Origin of the sequence: Amycolatopsis sp. NPDC006125 (assembly GCF_040614195.1) — a bacterium.
Taxonomy (GTDB): domain Bacteria; phylum Actinomycetota; class Actinomycetes; order Mycobacteriales; family Pseudonocardiaceae; genus Amycolatopsis_E; species Amycolatopsis_E tucumanensis.
The window spans coordinates 35710-51838 of the sequence record NZ_JBEXTZ010000010.1; the positions used below are offsets into that span (position 1 = coordinate 35710).

The 16129-nt window shown below is 71.7% G+C and carries 13 protein-coding genes; 8 read left to right on the top strand and 5 right to left on the bottom strand.

Annotated elements, in window-relative coordinates; genetic code table 11:
- The first annotated feature begins 192 nt into the window (after positions 1–192).
- Positions 193–1089, top strand: coding sequence for an ABC transporter permease subunit (locus tag ABZ193_RS07740; protein WP_020416943.1), 897 nt, complete (start codon positions 193–195; stop codon positions 1087–1089).
- Here the strand turns inward: ABZ193_RS07740 and ABZ193_RS07745 are convergent.
- Both ABZ193_RS07745 and ABZ193_RS07750 read right to left on the bottom strand, forming a co-directional pair.
- Positions 998–3544 carry a nitrate- and nitrite sensing domain-containing protein gene (locus tag ABZ193_RS07745; RefSeq protein WP_237336487.1) on the bottom strand — a complete coding sequence of 849 codons (2547 nt, stop codon included), beginning with the start codon at positions 3542–3544 and terminating at the stop codon, positions 998–1000. The genes ABZ193_RS07740 and ABZ193_RS07745 overlap by 92 nt on opposite strands.
- A gap of 236 nt (positions 3545–3780) precedes the next feature.
- Positions 3781–4419 carry a TetR family transcriptional regulator gene (locus tag ABZ193_RS07750; RefSeq protein WP_354709294.1) on the bottom strand — a complete coding sequence of 213 codons (639 nt, stop codon included), beginning with the start codon at positions 4417–4419 and terminating at the stop codon, positions 3781–3783.
- A 71-nt stretch (positions 4420–4490) separates the two neighbouring features.
- On the opposite strand from ABZ193_RS07750, the gene ABZ193_RS07755 reads away from it, so the two are divergent.
- The 5 genes from ABZ193_RS07755 (at position 4491) to ABZ193_RS07775 (ending at position 9987) form a co-directional block, all read left to right on the top strand.
- The gene (locus ABZ193_RS07755; RefSeq protein ID WP_354709295.1) at positions 4491–5957 is read left to right on the top strand and encodes an FAD-dependent monooxygenase; all 1467 of its coding nucleotides are present in this window, start codon (positions 4491–4493) and stop codon (positions 5955–5957) included.
- Between the two features lie 8 nt (positions 5958–5965).
- Entirely contained in the window at positions 5966–7603 is a 1638-nt protein-coding gene (locus tag ABZ193_RS07760) for a DNA repair helicase XPB (RefSeq protein WP_020416947.1), read from the top strand.
- 128 nt (positions 7604–7731) lie between these two features.
- A complete protein-coding gene (locus ABZ193_RS07765; RefSeq protein WP_354709296.1) occupies positions 7732–8196 on the top strand; it encodes a hypothetical protein in 465 nt (154 codons plus the stop codon).
- 137 nt (positions 8197–8333) lie between these two features.
- On the top strand, positions 8334–9110 hold the full coding sequence (locus ABZ193_RS07770) for a DUF4253 domain-containing protein (protein ID WP_354709297.1): 777 nt from the start codon (positions 8334–8336) through the stop codon (positions 9108–9110).
- A gap of 37 nt (positions 9111–9147) precedes the next feature.
- A complete protein-coding gene (locus tag ABZ193_RS07775; protein WP_237336482.1) occupies positions 9148–9987 on the top strand; it encodes a DUF72 domain-containing protein in 840 nt (279 codons plus the stop codon).
- Positions 9988–10015: 28 nt separating this feature from the next.
- Here ABZ193_RS07775 and ABZ193_RS07780 read toward each other — a convergent pair whose 3' ends face one another.
- Positions 10016–10588, bottom strand: a complete 573-nt coding sequence (locus ABZ193_RS07780) for a type 1 glutamine amidotransferase domain-containing protein (RefSeq protein ID WP_027935703.1) — start codon at positions 10586–10588, stop codon at positions 10016–10018.
- Between the two features lie 64 nt (positions 10589–10652).
- Between ABZ193_RS07780 and ABZ193_RS07785 the strand changes: the two genes are divergently transcribed.
- Positions 10653–11474 (top strand): IclR family transcriptional regulator C-terminal domain-containing protein, encoded by an 822-nt coding sequence (locus ABZ193_RS07785; protein WP_237336481.1) that lies wholly within the window; start codon positions 10653–10655, stop codon positions 11472–11474.
- A gap of 3 nt (positions 11475–11477) precedes the next feature.
- Here ABZ193_RS07785 and ABZ193_RS07790 read toward each other — a convergent pair whose 3' ends face one another.
- Positions 11478–12443, bottom strand: coding sequence for an alcohol dehydrogenase catalytic domain-containing protein (locus tag ABZ193_RS07790; protein WP_354709298.1), 966 nt, complete (start codon positions 12441–12443; stop codon positions 11478–11480).
- Between the two features lie 347 nt (positions 12444–12790).
- On the opposite strand from ABZ193_RS07790, the gene ABZ193_RS07795 reads away from it, so the two are divergent.
- Positions 12791–13744 (top strand): o-succinylbenzoate synthase, encoded by a 954-nt coding sequence (locus ABZ193_RS07795; protein WP_354709300.1) that lies wholly within the window; start codon positions 12791–12793, stop codon positions 13742–13744.
- Between the two features lie 24 nt (positions 13745–13768).
- On the opposite strand, the gene ABZ193_RS07800 is transcribed toward ABZ193_RS07795, so the two are convergent.
- Positions 13769–16123, bottom strand: coding sequence for a xanthine dehydrogenase family protein molybdopterin-binding subunit (locus ABZ193_RS07800; RefSeq protein ID WP_354709301.1), 2355 nt, complete (start codon positions 16121–16123; stop codon positions 13769–13771).
- Between the last annotated feature and the right edge of the window lie 6 nt (positions 16124–16129).

The following is a 16129-nucleotide window of genomic DNA, read 5'->3' on the forward strand; positions in this document are numbered from 1 at the left end:
CCCGCCCAGCCTCACCCGCCGCCACGCCACGCCAGCCGCCCAGCCACGCCAGCGGGCCCGCCCAGTCACACCCACCGCCACGCCACCGGCCCAATCGCAGCGGCACGACCTACCCACTCACCCACCAGCGCATGAACCGTCCGACCACCGCTCCACGAGAGGGCCAATCGTGCTGAAACAGGCAGACCGGCCATGACCTCCGTGCTCTTCGACGATCCCGGTCCGCGCGCCCGGCGGCGCATCCGCATCGCCACCGTGGTCGCGGTCCTGGCTGGTCTTGTGCTCGTCGTGCTGGCGGTGCGGCAGTTCGCGATCAACGGGGAGCTCTCGGCGGAGCGCTGGGCGCCCTACGGCTCCTGGCCCATGTGGCGCTACCTCCTCGGCGGCCTCGGCGGCACGGCCCTCGCCGCGGTGCTGGCCATTGCCATCGCGGTGGCGGCCGGGCTCGTGCTCGCCTTCGGGCGCATCTCCCGGCACGCCGTGGTCCGCGCGCCGGCCCGGGCGTACGTCGAGGTCGTCCGCGTCGTCCCGCTGCTCCTGCTGATCTACTTCGCCATGTTCGCGCTGCCCCGGTACGGCCTGGACCTGCCGCTGCTCTGGAAACTCGTCCTGCCGATCGCGGTGTCCCGCGCGGCCCAGTTCGCCGAGATCTTCCGCAGCGGCTTCCGCTCACTCGAAGCCGGCCAGGGCGAGGCCGCGGCCGCGCTCGGGATGCGGCCCTCCCAGTCGATGCGGTACGTGATCTTCCCGCAGGCCATCCGCCGCGTGGTGCCCGCGCTCATCAGCCAGGCCGCCGGCGTCGTCAAGGACACCTCGCTCGGGATCGTCGTCAGCTACGCCGAACTCCTGCAGAGCGGCAAGGTCCTCGCCGGCTACAACCGGCTCCTGATCCAGACCTACCTGATCATCGCGCTGCTCTACTTCGCGATCAACTACGCCCTGTCCCGCCTGGCCCGCGCGATCGACGCCCGGCAGCGGCTCGCCGGGATCGAACCCGTCAGCTCTCCCGCGCGTCGCGGGCTCGGGCGAACCCGTTCTGCAGCCGCGACATCCGGTGACGAACCTCGTCGGGATCGAGTGAGAGCGTAGGCGGGTCGAACGAGTCGGGCCGCCGCCGCACCTGCTGCGGGAAGTCCGGCGCCTTCCCGTCCACCTCGTCGTCGTCCGCCGACGGCCACTCCGGCTCGGCCGGCCAATCCGGCTGCCCGTTGCCCGCGACGTCGCGCCGGATCGGCCAGTGCTCGCCCGTCGTGAACCACCGCGACAACACCGCCTGGTACGCCGGCATCCGCTCGGTCGGCTCCTCGTCCTCCGGCGGGAAGGCGTCGTTGTCCGCCGTCGGCCAGTCGACCCGGTCCTCGGTGCGCGCGCGGCGCGGCTCGTCCCGCACCACCGGGATCAGCACCGTGTCGTCCGGCTCCGGCTCCGGCTCCGGTTCCGGCTCGGGCTCGGTTTCTGGCGGCGGCTCGGGCAGCGGGATCGGCTTGAGCGACGGCAGCGAAACCGGCACCGGCGGCGGCTCGGGAGCGGCCACCGGCGCGGGCAGCGGCTCCGGCACCGGCGCCACGTTCTCGATCACCAGCCCCGCCGGGACGACGACCGTCGCGACCAGCCCGCCACCGTCCGCCGACCGCAATCGCACCTGGATGTCGTGCCGCTTCGCCAGCGTCGCAACCACGAACAGGCCCATCCGCCGCGACACCTCGACGTCCACCGCGGGCGGGTTCGCCAGTCGCTTGTTGGCGCGGTCGATCTCCGGCTGCGGCATGCCCGCGCCCTGGTCGGTGATGTGCACGTGCCAGGCGCCGTCCTCGGCGAGCGAGCTGACCACCGTCACCGTCTTGTCCGACGGCGAGTAGAGGGTCGCGTTCTCCAGCAGCTCGGACACGACGTGCACCAGGTCGTTGCACGCCTCGCCGCGGATCGCGATCTCCGGCATCGCGGTCAGCTCGATCCGCTGGTAGTGCTCCACCTCGGACAACGCCGCGCCGATGATCTCCTCGGCGGCCACCGGTTCGGCCTTCTCGTCACCGAAGTCGTGCCCGGACAGGACGAGCAGGTTCTCGCTGTTGCGGCGCATCCGCGTCGCGAGGTGGTCGAGTTCGAACAGGCCGCCGAGGGTCTCCGGGTCCTGCTCGTCGGCCTCCATCCGGTCCAGCACGGCCAGCTGCCGTTCGACCAGGTCCTGGCTGCGCTTGGACAGGTTCACGAACATCGCGTTGATGTTCTCCCGCAGGAGCGCCTGCTCACCGGCCAGCCGCACCGCCTGCCCGTGCACGGCGTCGAACGCGCGGGCGACCTGGCCGACCTCCTCACGCGTGAACACCGGCACCGGCGCCACACCGCGGTGCGCGGTCATGAAGTCGGGATGCGGGTCGGCGAGGATCTCGTCCACCGCCGCGGGCAGCCGGTGCTCGGCGACGTCGAACGCGTTGTTGCGTAGGATCCGCAGCGGCCGCAGCAGCGATCGCCCGATGACCACGGCGAGCACCGCGCACAGCAGCAGCACCCCGAAGACCACCGCCGCGTTGACGATCGCCGAGCGCCGGGCGTCGGTGGCGAGCGCGTCGCACCGCTGCTGCGTCTGCACCTGCAGGGTCTGCTGGAACTGGTAGGCGAGGTCGATGGTCCCGGTGATCGCCTGGTCCCACTGGCGGGAGTCGAGGCCGGACAGGCTCTGCCCGTTCTCCGTCCTGGTGATGGCCAGCTCGAAGAGCGCGTTCGCCGACTGCACGGCCGGTCCGGCGACGGTCTGCTCGTAGGAGCGCTGCTCGGCCGCGGTGGCGAACTTGCGGTAGTCGTTCTGCGCGGCGGCGAGCTGGGCGTCCGCGCCGAGGAGCTTCCGCAGCCGGTCGTCGGAGACCTCGCCCTCCGCGAACGCCTGCCCGAGCACCGCGCGCTTGACCGACATCTGGTCCTTCACGCGGGCGAGCGCGTTTGCGGCCAGCCGAAGCCGCGCGACCTCGGCGTCCGCGATCTCGGCGACGGCCTGGTCCGACAGGTCGAGGACACCCGAGATGAGGTCGCTGTAGGAGGTCAGGATCGAATCCGCCGACGAGTTCGAGAACTCACCCGAGTAACGCAACCCTGGCAGTGCGTCGAGCCGGGACTGGGCTTCCTTCAGCCCCGCGGCGCTGGCCGGGGAGAGCCGCGACTGCTGGGCGGCGAGCTCGCGCGCGAACGCACCGGCGGCCTGGTCCACGCGGGCGCGCTGGTCCCGCACGTCGCTGAGCCCGTTCCGTCGCTGCCCGGCGACGTACCGCACGGTGACGTCCCGCTCGCGCTGTAGTTCGTTGACCACCGCGTTGACGCCCGCATCGACACGAGCGTGCGCGGCGAGCTCGGCCAGCTGTTCCGCGTGCCCGAGGTCGGAGCGCACGTGGAGGGTGATGAGCGCCAGCACGGTCAGCATCGGGATGAGCAGGACGGCGATCAGCTTCGTGCGCAGCCGCCAGTTCCGCAGCCGCCACCGGCTGCCTGCACGGTTGTCCGGCCGCCGGTCCAGCGCCTCACCGCTCTCGGGACGCTTGTGCCGCCGGGCCACCTGACTTCCTTCTCTAGCCGTTCTGCCGGACTCGGATCGGCACCGGCTGGGTCGCCAACCCCGGAGAGGGTAGCGACCCCGGACACACGCGCCCCGCCCGCGCTACTCGTGAAGAGGTCCGCCGGGCGATCGTATTGGCCCGGGAGCGCGGCTTCCACCCACCAGCCGAAATCTTTCGCTGGGCAAGACGTCCGACACTCCCCGTGTCGTTCCCCCGCTGTGGCCTTCGCCACGATCTACCGCGCGCCGAGCCTGCCGAAGCCACTGTCCAGCAGCCTGAACGCCTCGTCCGCGCCCGCCCTGGCCTGCGGAAACACCTCGTCGGCCGACCGCCCGGACGCGATGGACCGGTGGTTCTCGCGCGCCAGAGCCCACAGCACCGAGACGATCGCCGCCGCGGCCACCCGCGCCTCGCCGGGCCCCACCCCGGCAGTGTCCGCCAGGGCGTCTGCCAAGGCCTCCTCCGCCGCCTGATTGAACTCGAGCATCCGCGCGAGCAGCGCCTGCGTGGCGAAGATCATCCGGTACAGCGCGAGGATCTCCGGGGCGTCGTTGAGCCCGGTGATCGGGTCCCGCCGGTCGAGCCCGTCGAAGAAGTGGTCCCGGAGCGCCTCCAGCGGCGTCCGGTCGCCCGGACGTCCCCGGACCACCCGGGCGCTTTCCGTCTCGTGGTCGGCGAACCGGTGGACGACCAGCGACTCCTTCGTCGGGAAGTAGGCGAACAGGGTGCGTCGTGAAACCTCCGCCACGTCGGCGATCTGCGCGATGGACACCTGGTCGAACCCGTGCTCGAGGAACAGGCGGATCGCGGCGTTGGAGATCGCCTCGCGAGTGCGCTGCTTCTTCCGCTCGCGAAGTCCGGCCGGCTCGGTCATCACCCCAGACTACCAACTCCCTTCACTCGGTAGTAATTTGCACTCAGTCTACTTTTGCACTCAGGAGGATCATGGACGCCGACGTCGTCATCGCCGGAGCCGGACCGACCGGCCTCGCCCTCGCTCACGAACTCGCGCTGGCCGGAGTCGGAACCGTGGTCGTCGAACCACTGACCGACCGGATCGAGCAGACCAAGGGCGGCACGATCCAGCCCCGGACTGCCGAACTGCTCGAACAGCGCGGCCTGCTCGACGCCATGCGGGACCGCGCCCACGAACGCGAACCGGTGGGCGGTCACTTCGCCACCCTGCCGGTCCCGCTCGACTACTCGTCCTGGCCGACGCGGCACCCCTTTCCCCTTTCCATTCGCCAGGACCTCTTGGAAGAGGTCCTGGAACAAGCCGCCCTCGCCTGTGGCGCGGAACTGCGGCGCGGACAGCCGGTCACCGGCGTCGCGCAGGACACCGAAGGCGTCACGGTCACCGCCGGCGACGACACGCTTCGCGCCCGCTACCTCGTCGCCTGCGACGGCGCGCACAGCCGCGTCCGCAAGCTGCTCGGCCTGCCCTTCCCCGGCCGGCCCGGCACCTTCCATGCCGTGCTGGCCGAGATCCGGCTCGCCTCGGCGTCCGCGCTCGTGCCCCGGCGCGCCGGCCATATCAGCGACCTGACCCGGCACGCCGGCGGCTACTGGTCGATGCTCGTCCCGGTCGGCGGCGACCGCTACCGCTTCACGTTCGGCCGCGAGGACCAGTCCACCGCCCACGACCCGGTGACGGACAACGAGATCACGGACGCCCTGACCGCGGTCTACGGCCAGGACACCGAGCTCGCGCGCGTCCTCACCGCGTCCCGGTGGAGTGACGCGACCCGGCAGCTGGAGCGGTACCGGCATGACCGGATCCTGTTCGCGGGGGATGCGGCGCACATCCATCCGCCACTGGGCGGCCAGGGCCTGAACCTCGGCGTGCAGGACGCCGTCAACCTCGGCTGGAAGCTGGCGGCCACCGTGCACGGCTGGGCCCCGGACGACCTGCTGGACACCTACCACGAGGAACGGCATCCGGCGGCGGCCCGCGTGCTCCACCACACCTCGGCCCAGCGCGTGCTCGCCGTGCCGAACCCGTCCGAAGACGTCGCCGCGCTGCGCGACATCTTCACCGACCTCCTGCGACTGCCCGACACGAACCACTACCTGGCCGGGATGATGTCCGGTTTGGACGCCGCGGGCCGGGTGCCCGACGCCGACCTGCGCACCGGCGCCGGAAGCACCCGCCTGTCAGCGCTCTTGCGCTCCGGCCGCGGCCTGCTGCTCGACCTCACCGGCGGCCACCCACTGCCGCCGGGCTGGTCCGATCGCGTCGACCGGGTCCGGGCCGAACCGGACCACCAGCTCACCGAGTCCGCCCTGCTGATCCGGCCGGACGGCTACCGGTGCTGGACCCCGGACGGCGGTCCCCTGGACACCGCGCTGACCCGCTGGTTCGGCGCTCCCGCCGATGACCAGCACGGCTCGGCCTCCCGCAACGCCGTATAAAGGAAGACGTGACCGATGGCCCGTTGATCGTCCAATCCGACAAGACCGTGCTGCTCGAAGTCGACCACCCGATGGCCGACGACGCCCGGATCGCGATCGCCCCGTTCGCCGAACTGGAACGGGCCCCCGAGCACGTGCACACCTACCGCGTGACCCCGCTCGCGCTGTGGAACGCCCGCGCTGCCGGCCACGACGCCGAGCAGGTGGTGGACGCCCTCACCACCTACTCGCGCTTCCCGGTTCCGCAGCCCTTGCTGATCGACATCGTCGACACGATGGCGCGGTTCGGGCGGCTGCAGATCACCAACAACCCCGCCCACGGCCTGGTCATGACCACGACCGACCGCGCGGTGCTGGAAGAGGTGCTGCGCAACAAGAAGATCAGCCCGATGCTGGGCACCCGGATCGACGACGACACCGTCCTGGTGCACCCCTCCGAGCGGGGCCGGCTCAAGCAGGCGCTGCTCAAGGTGGGCTGGCCCGCCGAGGACCTCGCCGGCTACGTCGACGGCGAAGCGCACCCGATGCAGCTGGCCGAGACCGGCTGGGGCCTGCGCGACTACCAGCGGCAGGCCGCGGAGGCGTTCTGGGCGGGCGGCTCCGGCGTCGTCGTGCTGCCTTGCGGCGCGGGCAAGACGCTCGTCGGCGCCGCCGCGATGGCCCGCGCGCAGGCCACCACCCTCATCCTGGTCACCAACACCGTCGCGGGACGCCAGTGGAAGCGCGAGCTGGTGGCCCGCACGTCCCTGACCGAGGACGAGATCGGCGAGTACTCCGGCGAGAAGAAGGAGATCCGCCCGGTCACCATCGCCACCTACCAGGTGATCACGCGCAAGTCCAAGGGCGAGTACAAGCACCTGGAGCTGTTCGACTCCCGGGACTGGGGCTTGATCGTCTACGACGAGGTGCACCTGCTGCCCGCGCCCGTGTTCCGGATGACCGCGGACCTGCAGTCGCGCCGCCGGCTCGGCCTGACCGCGACGCTGGTGCGCGAGGACGGCCGCGAGGGCGACGTGTTCTCGCTCATCGGCCCGAAGCGGTACGACGCGCCGTGGCGCGACATCGAGGCGCAGGGCTGGATCGCCCCGGCGGAGTGCATCGAGGTGCGGGTGACCCTCACCGACAACGAACGTCTGCTGTACGCCACCGCCGAATCCGAGGACAAGTACAAGCTCGCGGCCACCGCCCGCACGAAGATCCCGGTCGTGAAGTCCATTCTGGACAAGCACGCGGGCGACCAGACATTGGTCATCGGCGCGTACCTGGACCAGCTCGAGGAACTCGGCGCCGAACTGAACGCGCCGGTGATCCAGGGGTCCACGCGGAACAAGGAGCGCGAGGCGTTGTTCGACGCGTTCCGGCGCGGCGAGATCGACAAGCTCGTGGTGTCGAAGGTCGCGAACTTCTCGATCGACCTGCCGGAGGCGACCGTCGCCATTCAGGTCTCGGGCACGTTCGGCTCCCGTCAGGAAGAGGCCCAGCGGCTCGGCAGGCTGTTGCGCCCGAAGGCCGACGGCAGGCAGGCGCACTTCTACTCCGTGGTCTCGCGGGACACGCTCGACACCGAGTACGCCGCGCACCGGCAGCGGTTCCTCGCCGAACAGGGCTACGCGTACACGATCCACGACGCGGACGCCTACCTGTAGCGCTGCCCCGAGAAGGCTCCGCGCGCGTGCCCCGCCTCCGGGCGGAGGCGGCCACAACCCGGTGACCGCACGGTGGACTGCGGCACCCGCGAGGCATAGTCCGCGCGAAACCGTGGAATCCCCTGGGCGTGGTTTGGGCAGGGGTGTGCTTCGTCGTCGTGATGTTCGCCGTAGCGGCCACGGCTATGTGGCGCCGTGCCCGTCGCTCGGACGCGGCGGTGGCGCGCCGTCTGTCGCTCGCGTCGTCGTGGGCCGGCTTCGTGCTCGCGGCCGTGCCCAGCGCGGTGTGGCTGGTCCTGTGGCTCTCCGGCGGTGAGCCGAAGGCGCTGATCGGTCTGGCGGGGCTGGTGCTGTCGGCGGCTCCGGTGGTCGCCGGGTACCGGTGGCCGCGCCTGGTCGTGCCGTCATTGGTCCTGTGTCTCCTGGCTTCGATCGGGATGGCTGTCGCCTGGCAGCACTTGTTCGTGTTGCTGCCGCTCGCGCTCGCGTTGACGGGGGCCTGGCTGCTCGCCCTCGCCCTGCACGTGCGGTCCGGTACTCACGCAGGTGCAGGCGAAACCCCAGTTCAACGGCGGGGTGCGACCCGCTCGTGACCGAAGCTACCACGAATCTCGAACACCCGTTCGACCGATCGGGTGAACCGGCGAAAACCAAATCTCGGGACCGGAAACTGTCGTACCCTCGAACTACTGTTCGACCTCATCGACGCAGTCCATCCCGAGGAGGTCTCGTGACCACCGCCGCCACACCCGAGGAAAGCCTCGTCGCCGAGGCCCTCACCGACATCGAACTGCCGCCCGGCCGCTGGATCGGGCAGATGTGGGTCTCCGACGATCCGCTGGCCGACCCCGGCCGGTACCGGGCCTGCATCGCCGGGTTCGACCGGTCGGGGCTGTGGCCCGTCCTGATCCCGCACGACCCGCGCTTCGCCGCGACGGGCGAGGACTGGCTGACCGACCGCGGCCGTCTCGCGCCCGCCGTCCACCGCGTCGGCGACGTCGACGTCGCCGCGACGCTCGCCCGGTGGTGGGACCCGTTCTGCTGCCCGGACGGCACCGGCTGCCTGCGCCCGTACAGCGCCGGTTTCCCCGGCCTGGCGAAGAAGTCCCAGCTGCGGGTGGACCCGGTGGCCGAGGCGGGCAACAGCGGCTCGATCCTCGTCCGGCGCGCGCCCCACCGGCTCGGCCTGGTGCCGGTCGAACGGCCCGCCGACGTCCCCGCCGCGCTCGGCTGGACGGGCATGATCAAGTCGACGGACGAGGTCGCCGCCGTGTCCGCGGTCCTGCGCAGCTGGGAGGACCGGTTCGGGGCGACGCTCGTCGTGCTCGGGTTCGACGAGCTGGAGCTCTCGGTCGCGGCGCCGCCACGCAACCAGAACCGCTCGCTCGTGCTGGCCGCCGAGCACCGCGCGTTCAGCCTGCGCAGCTTCTCCGGGCAGCCGGGCACCCTCCGCGAGTACGCCGCGGGCCTGGTGCACCGGCGGCACTGGAGGTTCTCCTGGGACTGACGGAAGGGTTGAGGAGGTCACCATCGCCGAAATCCGGGTGGGCACCTCGGGCTGGCGGTACCCGCCGTGGCGGGGCACGTTCTACCCGAAGGGCCTGGCGCAGCGCCGCGAGCTGGAGTACATCTCGCGGCAGGTGAACTCCGTGGAGATCAACGGCTCGTTCTACTCACTCCAGCGTCCGGAACGGTACCGGGCCTGGGCGGAGCAGACGCCGGACGACTTCGTGTTCGCCGTGAAGGGCGGTCGCTTCATCACCCACATGAAGCGCCTGGCCGACACGGAGACACCGCTGGCGAACTTCTTCGCGTCGGGGGTGCTGGCGCTGGGCCACAAGCTCGGGCCGATCCTCTGGCAGCTGCCTGCGAACTTCGCGTTCGAACCCGGACGGTTCGCGGAGTTCTTCGCCGGACTGCCCCGGGACACCCGTGCGGCCGCGGAACTGGCCCGCAAGCACGACGACAAACTGAAGGGAGAAGCCCACACCGAAGCCGGAACCAACCGGCCCCTGCGCTACGCGCTCGAACCGAGGCACCCGAGTTTCTCCTCGGACGAGTGCCGGAACCTGTTGCAGGACAACAACATCGCACTGGTGGCGGCCGATTCGGCCGGCACCTGGCCGAGTTTCGAGGAGGTGACCGCGGACTTCGTCTACGTCCGCCTGCACGGCGACGAGGAGCTCTACGCGAGTGGGTACACCGACGAGGCCCTCCAACGGTGGGCCGACAAGATCCGCCGCTGGCGGCGCACCGGCGGCGGGAAGACACGCGACGTGTACGTCTACTTCGACAACGACATCAAGGTGAAGGCGCCCGGCGACGCCATCGCGCTCGCGACCCGGCTGGGGGTCACGAGCCGCCCGATCGACCTGCCGTCCTGACAAGCCGACCGGGCGTCCTGAAACCGGGTCAGGCGCTCTTCGCCTGGGCGCGGTGCTTGCCCTCCGCGAACTCCTCGACCAGCTTGCGGCAGAAGGCGGGCAGGTCGTCCGGCTTCCGGCTGGTGACGAAACCGGAGTCGGTCACGACTTCCTCGTCCACCCACTCGGCGCCGGCGTTGCGCAGGTCTGTCTGCAGGCTCGGCCAGGAGGTCATCCGGCGGCCGCGCACCACGTCGGCCTCGATGAGCGTCCACGGCGCGTGGCAGATCGCCGCGACGGGTTTCTGCTGCGAGAAGAACCCGCGGACGAAGCGAACGGCGTCGGGAACGGTGCGGAGGAAGTCCGGGTTCGCCACACCGCCCGGCAGGACCAGCGCGTCGAAGTCGTCCGGCGAGACGTCGGTGACGACCTTGTCGACCGGGAACGTGTCGGCCTTGTCGAGGTGGTTGAACGCCTGGATGCTGCCCGGCGAAGTGGACACCAGCTCAGGCTGCCCGCCCGCTTCCTGGACCGCCTTCCAGGGCTCGGTCAGTTCGACCTGCTCGGTGCCCTCCGGCGCGACGACGAAGGCCACTCGCTTACCGGAGAGTGTGTTCGCCACGATTGCACTCCTTCCGTTCCGGGGATTCAGCGGTGAACTACCCGCGTCCGGGCGGGCGTGAAACATGCGGACGTACGATGAGAACAAGCCGATCGGGTGGCAGTCGGAGGGTTCGATGACGAGCACGACGGCCGGCGAAGGCCCTGGCCACGGCCCGCATTTCGTGCAGGCCGTCGGCCGCGCGTTCGCGATCCTGCGCTGCTTCGGGGCGGACCACCCGGCCCTGACGGCGGGCGCGGCGGCCAAGCGGACGGGGCTGGACCGGGCGACCGCGCGGCGGTTGCTGCTCACCCTCGCCGACCTCGGGTACGTGCGTTACGACGGGCAGGCGTTCCGGCTCACGGCGCAGACCCTCGACCTGGGTTACTCGTACCTGTCCGGGCTCGCCCTGCCTGAGATCGCGCACCCGCACCTGCACGATCTGGCGCACAGGCTGAACGAGACGGCTTCGCTCGCCCTGCTCGACCGGGGCGACGTGGTGAACCTGGCCGTGGTGCCCGGGCACCGGCACGCTCCGCCGACGCTCACCGTCGGCGCGCGACGGCCCGCCCACGTCACCTCAAGCGGGCAGGTCCTGCTCGCCGCGTTGCCCGAGGACGAGCTCGCACGGAGGCTCGACGCGCTGCCGGACATCGCCGGGCTGCCGAAGGAGATCGAGCAGGTCCGGGAACGCGGGTGGGCGATGGCCGAACACGACGTCGACGACGACCTGCGGGCGATCGCCGCGCCGGTGCGGCACCGGCGCGGACGGGTGCTCGCCGCGGTGACGGCGTCGGTGCACCCGGACCGGCTCGGACACGGCCTGGTCGAGCGGGACTACGTGCCCGAGCTGCTGCGCGCGGCGTGGTCGATCGAGGCGGATCTGGCGAACCTGCCGGAGGCGTGAGCGTCAGTCGAAGCTGATCCAGGACTTGCCGGCGACCGACTGCACCGACGCGAACGCCTGCGCGGCCTCTTCCAGCGGGAACCGCGCCTGCAGCACCTTGCCCGGCCGGACCTCGTCGCGGTTGAGCAGGCCGACGGTCGTCTCGAAGTCGACCGGGTGGTCGTAGATGAGCGAGCCCTTGAGGGTGTGCTGGCGGTAGACCAGGTCGGCGGTCGTCAGGTCGAGCGGGCGCGAGTTGATGCCGACGAGCAGGGCGGTGCCGCCGCGGCGCAGGCGCTCCAGGCCGGCGCGCAGGGCCTGCGGGACGCCGGACGTTTCGAAGAGGAGGTCGAACTCGCCCTCGACGCCGGTCTCGGCGCCGAACGAATGGGCCAGCTCCGCGCGCCCCTCGTGTGGTTCCTGGACCGCGACCGTCGCACCGAGCGCCCGCAGTGCCAGGCACAGCAGCAGGCCCTGCGAGCCGGCGCCGACCACGAGGACCCGCTGACCAGGCTCGACGCCGGACCGGCGAATCGCCGACCGCGCGACGGTCAGCGCCTCCGTGCAGACGAGGTCTTCCAGGGCGACCGTCTCCGCCGCGGGCCAGGCGAACTCGGCCGGGACCGCGACGTACTCGGCCAGCAGACCGGGGTGGTTCATGCCGACGATCACCCGGTCGGTGCAGGCGGAGGTGAAGCCGGCGACGCACGCCGCGCACCGGCCGCAGCAGTAGTTCGGCTCGATCGCGACCTGCTGCCCGACCACGCGGTCCGCCACGTCCGCCCCGACGGCCACGATCTCGCCGACGCCCTCGTGCCCCATCAGCCACGGCCGCTCGGGCACCTCGCGGGCGCCGCGGTAGACGCCGAGGTCCGACCCGCACAGGCCGAGGCCCCGCATGCGCACGAGCACCTCACGCGGCCCGATCGCGGGTTCCGGCAGGTCGACGAGCCGCATCACCTCGGGCTCGGCCAGCACTACGGCCTTCATTCGCTACCTCCACATGTCCGCACCTCGCATGCTAACCGCTAATTAACCAGTTAGTCCATTAGCTGTGAGTCGGGGCCGGATGGTTCGGCGGTTCCGATGGGCTGGTTCACCGGGGGGGCCGATGCAGGTCGGGGCGGTGTGGCAGGCCGGCGCGAGGGGATGACCTTGACCGTGATCGGGTGACGCGGGGCTCTGGAATCGAGCGACACGGCAGGGTTGGGAGATGGTGGTTTCGGGCAGGCGCAGGGTGAGGGAGTGCCTCACACAGGAAGGCCCCACCAAGCCGAGTCGGGCACCACTGCCGTCCCTCCGCGTCTGCGCAGGTTCGTATCGCCCAGCGTGCGAGGATGGTCGCCGTGGATGAGCGCCTGGTCTACGCGATCCCCCTGCGGAACCGGTTCCGTGGGATCACCGTGCGCGAAGGCGTGCTCCTGCGCGGCCCCGCCGGCTGGGGGGAGTTCTGCCCGTTCGCCGACTACGACGACCGCGAATCCGCGCCCTGGCTCGCGGCCGCGGTGGAGGCTGCGCAGGTGGGGTGGCCGGCTCCGGTGCGGGATCGGGTCGAGGTGAACACCACCGTGCCCGTCGTGGGCGCCGACGCCGCCTACGAGATGGTCGCCGCGTCGGGGTGCCGGACCGCGAAGGTCAAGGTCGCCGATCCGCGGGCGTCCATTGTGGAGGACTGCGAGCGCGTCGCGGCCGTCCGGGACGCGCTTGGGCCCGGCGGGGCCATCCGCGTCGACGCCAACACGGCCTGGGATGTCGACACCGCGGTGAAGGCGATCCGCGAGCTGGACCGCGCCGCGGGTGGGCTCGAGTACGTCGAACAGCCGTGCCCGTCCATCGACGAGCTGGCCGCCGTGCGGCGGAAGGTGGACGTGCGCATCGCGGCGGACGAGTCGATCCGGCGGGCCGAGGATCCGCTCCGGGTGGCGGTCGCCAACGCGGCCGACGTCGCCGTGATCAAGGTCGCTCCCCTCGGCGGTGTCCGGCGGGCACTCGAGGTCGCCGAGGCCGCCGGTCTGCCGTGCGTGGTGTCGTCCGCGGTCGAAACCAGCGTCGGGCTGGCGGCTGGCCTCGCGCTGGCCGGGGCGCTGCCCGACTTGGAGTTCGCCTGCGGGCTGGGCACGATGTCCCTGCTCACCGACGACACCACCAGCCAACCACTGTCCCCTGTGGACGGTTACCTGCCGGTCCTGCGACAGGCGCCGGAACCGGACCGCGCAGCCGAAACCGCCGCCGACGAGGTCACCACGAAGGCCTGGCTCGATCGGCTCCGTCGCGTCGAGGGTCGACGGTAGACACGACGGCTGACAACCGGTGGGCTAAGCCACTGCCTCGTCCGCGTCCGAGGACGCCGCCGACGAGCGCACGGGCAGCGTCTCGAACGCCGCAGGCGGCTCCCGCCAAACCACGGACTCCCCGGAACGCACAGCGCGCCACACGCGCTGCGGCGTCAGCGGCATGTCGATGTGCCGCACGCCCAGATGAGCCAGCGCGTCGATCACCGCGTTCTGGACCGCCGGCGTTGAACCGACCGTCGCCGACTCGCCGATTCCCTTGGCGCCCAACGGGTTCCGCTCGGTCAGCGTCTCGGTGTTGCTGACCTCCAGCGCCGGCACGTCGGCGGCCGTCGGGAGGTGGTAGTCGGCGAAGGTGGCGGTCACCGGGTTGCCGTCCTCGTCGTAGGAGACCTGCTCCCACAACGCCTGCGCGATCCCCTGCACCACGCCGCCGTGCTGCTGCCCGCGCACGATCATCGGGTTCAGCACGCGCCCGCAGTCGTCCACGGCGATGTGCCGCAACGGTTTCACGAAGCCCGTCTCGACGTCCACCTCGACCACCGACACGTGCGCCCCGAACGGGAACGTCGCCCCGCCCGGCTTGAAGTCCGTCGTCTCCAGCAGCGGACGCCCCTCCGCCGCGGCGGCCTCCGCCAGCTCCGCCCAGCCGATCGTCGCCTGCGGGACGCCCGCCACGCCGAGCCGCCCGTCGGTCAGCACGATGTCGTCCACGCCCGCCTCCAGCCGCGACGCGGCCAGCTCGCGAGCGCGCTCCAGCACCAGGTCCGCCGCCTGCCGCACCGCGCTGCCGCCCACCTGCAGCGACCGCGAACCACCCGTGCCGGCGCCACGCGGCACCGCGGCCGTGTCCGACTGCACGAACTCGACCGACTCCAGCGGGATCCCCAGCGCGTCGGCCACCAGCATCGCGAACGATGTCGCGTGGCCCTGACCGTGCCCGGACGTGCCGACCTTGATCGCCGCCGTCCCGTCCGCCCGGACCTCCACCGACGCGAACTCGCCGCTGCCGCCGCCGGTGATCTCGACGTACGCGCTCACGCCGATCCCGAGCAGCCGCGACTCGCCGGCCTCGATGCGCCGCCGCTGCTCGGCCCGCAGCTCGTCGTAACCCGCGACCTCCAACGCCTTCCGCAGCGGCAGGTCGTAGTCGCCGCTGTCGTAGCTCGCGCCGCTGAACGTCGTGTAGGGGAACTCCTCCGGGCGCAGGAAGTTGCGCCGCCGGATCTCCGCCGGGTCCATGCCGAGCTCCGCCGCGGCCAGGTCCATCAGCCGCTCCAGCATCGCCGTCGCCTCCGGACGGCCCGCACCGCGGAACGCGCCGACCGGCGCGGTGTTCGTCAGCGCCGCTATCGCCGCGTAGCTGATCTTCGGGATCCGGTACACGCCCTGCGCCATCGTCCTGGTCGGACCGAGCGCCAGCCCGCCGCCGAACCCGGCGTACGCGCCCGCGTCGCCGACCACCCGGCAGCGCAGGCCGACGATCGTCCCGTCGCGCCGCAGCCCCAGCTCGCCGTACTGCACCTGCCCCCGGCCCTGCGGCGAGGCCTGCAGGTTCTCCGACCGCGTCTCCGTCCACTTCGCCGGTCGCCCGAAGCGCCGCGCCGCCTCGATCACCACCGCGTGCTCGGCCGTGACCCCGACCTTCCCGCCGAACGCGCCACCCACGTGCGGCGCCACCACGCGGATCCGGTCGCCGTCGTAGCCGAACAGCTTCGCCGCCGCGGCCCGGAAGCCGTGTGGCATCTGGGTCGACACGTAGACCGTCAGGTCGAACTCGCCGTCGCCGGGCAGCGCGACGATCGCGTTGCCCTCCATCGGCGCCACCGCCAGCCGCTGGTTCTCGATCCGCGCTCGCACCACGACGTCGGCGCCGTCGAGCACCTCGCCGCCCACGGCGTCCCGCTCGCCGGCCGCGATGTTCGAGCCGATTTCCGGGAACTGCAACGGCGCGCCGTCGTCCAGCGCCTGCTCCGGGCCCACGACGGCGGGCAGCGGTTCGTAGTCCACATCGACCAGTTCGAGCGCGTCCACCGCGGCGGCCGCGCTTTCCGCGACCACGGCGGCCACCGGCTCCCCGGCGAAGCGCACCCGGTCGGTGGCCAGCGCGTACCGCTTCGCCCGCGGGTTGAGGTCCAGGAACACCGGCAGCTCGGCCAGGTCGAGGTCCGCGGCGGTGAGCACCGCGATCACCCCCGGCACGGCGGCCGCCTCCGCGATGTCGATGCCGTTGACCAGCGCGTGCGCGAACGGCGACCGGACGAACGCGACATGGCAGACGCCCTCGAACTTCAGGTTGTCGACGAAGGTTCCACGGCCACGCACCAGATCCGGGTCCTCGACCCGCCGGACCTCGGTGCCGAGCAAAGATCCCGCCATGTGATC